Origin of the sequence: Defluviitalea phaphyphila (assembly GCF_001466305.1) — a bacterium.
Taxonomy (GTDB): domain Bacteria; phylum Bacillota; class Clostridia; order Lachnospirales; family Defluviitaleaceae; genus Defluviitalea_A; species Defluviitalea_A phaphyphila.
On the sequence record NZ_JWID01000052.1, the window covers coordinates 1,183 to 3,352 of the forward strand.

Sequence of the window (2,170 nt, forward strand, 5' to 3'; positions counted from 1 at the left end):
TATGGATATGATGATTAGTAAAAGAAGGCTAAATATCTTTTTTATTCCTTTTTGCATTTTTTTAATATACATTTTTCCTCCTTATTATGTTTTATTTTTTGTACTAGCTTTTATGTTTATCTACTGCTTTGGTCATCATACATACTTCCTATTACTGTAAATGTTATGTCATCAAAGTTTGTTACTGGTATGCTTTTTATAGTTTCTCCTACTGTTACATACCCATTATCAAAAGACTTAAATCCTATACTAAAATTGTAATGCCCATTTTTTGTCTGCGGTACTATATAATATTTGTTCATATTTGGATTTAATGTGAAAGTTAATACGGTTTCTTCTACTATTTTGTATATATTCCCTTCTTTTACATATTCTCTGTACTTGTACATATCTTGATATTCACTGCTTTCTGAACTTTCCCAGCCTTGTAATATTTGTCTATATAACTCGTCTGTTCCTCCTAATAAACTTTCTTCTGTTCCATATAAATACTCTTCTGGAGATAAAGGTCCTTCATCATAGGGTAGTTCATATTCTTCTTCTATAAAGTAATCTTCTTCTATTCCTACTGGTATTTCATCATATTGTGTACCATCTAGCCCTATAACTGCATCTCCATTTATTTTCATTGTTGGCAGAGTTATATTGGTTTCAAAAGAATCTTTTATTTGTTCTACTATTTCTTTATGTTTTTCTGTTCCACCTCCTCCTTCTTTATATATAGTCGTTCTTACTGTTACTATGTATTCTCCATAGGGTCTATAAAAATATCCTGATTTTATTGGATAGTCATACCACTGTAAATTTGTATCTGTTGCAAATGGCGCATTTTCAAAGATTTCTCCTTTGTAATTATTCGGATTATTTCTAGCTTTTTCTCTGTCTTCTTTAAAGTGGTCTTTTAAGCTTGTTTCTACTTTATATGTTACTTCTACTTCATCTAAATGTTGAAAGATTCTTGGATTTCCTCCATATGCATCTTCTTCTACTATATCTGTTGTTTCTCCATTTTCATCTACATATCTCATAAATCTTTTTACTGGGATTTCATATCTCTCTCCTTCCCAGACTAATATTCTTTTTTCTTCTCTATTACTGCTTTCTTCATAACTTCCTATTTCTCCTCCAAAATATCTTAGGGGCATCTCACTTCCGTTAAAAAATAGGGATTGTATTTCTACTTCATCTGTGTTACTAGGAAAGGTAGCACTTACTACTTCTTCTCCATATATGGTTTCATAGTCTGTATATGTTTCACATGTTCTTTCTCCATTTTCATCTGTGGTACATTCATCATAGCTATACTCTTCTTCATAGCTATATCCTGCTAATCTACTTATTCCTCCCGATGTGTTTATAACAAATTTATCTATTCTTTCTTCTGCGTTTTCTATTCCTAAATCTTCTCCGTATACATCTATTTTATCCGTTTCCCATATTAATACGGGCTCTCTTATTATTCTTTCATTATCTTCATTTATTTCTCCATAATCTATAGTTTCTTCATTATTAACTAATCCTTTGCTATCCTCTAAGGTGTAGGAAAGATCTCCTTCGGTATTTCCTTCCCACCAGGCATTCCATCCTTTATAATTTTTTTCAGGTAATTTAACTTCTGCTACAAAAGGTACTCCTCCATTAACTTCATGTCTAAATCTTGCTTTCCTAACATCATAATCAATAGAGTATCCTGAACTTGTAAAAAGAGGCAGTTCCTTTGTTATCATCGGTATTTCTACTATTTCGCTATCTTTTATCATTGCATTTTCTCGATTATAAAATCCTGTAGAAGTTATTTTTACTTTTTTAGAAACTCCATCATGAACCCATCTTAATATCATATATCTTTTTACACTGTCGCCTTCTTCTATGTTGTATAATTTATCCTCATACTTACTTATCTTATGACTTCCCATACGTCTTTGTTCTTCTTCTGGATCTAGTTTAAGCTTAGTTAGCCATGATATCCCTTCATTATCACTATCTATTGATATAGGTGGTATTGTTATTTCTTCTTTTTCTTCACTTGAATCCCACTGCTTTATCACTTCTTTTGTCATGGTATAACCACCGCTATAATATGTACCTCCTATAACATCTACAAATTGACCTCCTTCTATAGTTATTTTCCCTTCTATAACTATATTTTCGTCATTTATATAGGCTTGTA

General features: G+C 31.1%; 1 protein-coding gene. It reads right to left on the minus strand.

Features of this window, described 5'->3' with window-relative positions; translation table 11 throughout:
• Positions 1–116 precede the first annotated feature (116 nt).
• A partial coding sequence (locus OM90_RS12915; RefSeq protein ID WP_160323681.1) for a hypothetical protein occupies positions 117–2,170 on the minus strand: 2,054 nt, incomplete at its 5' end.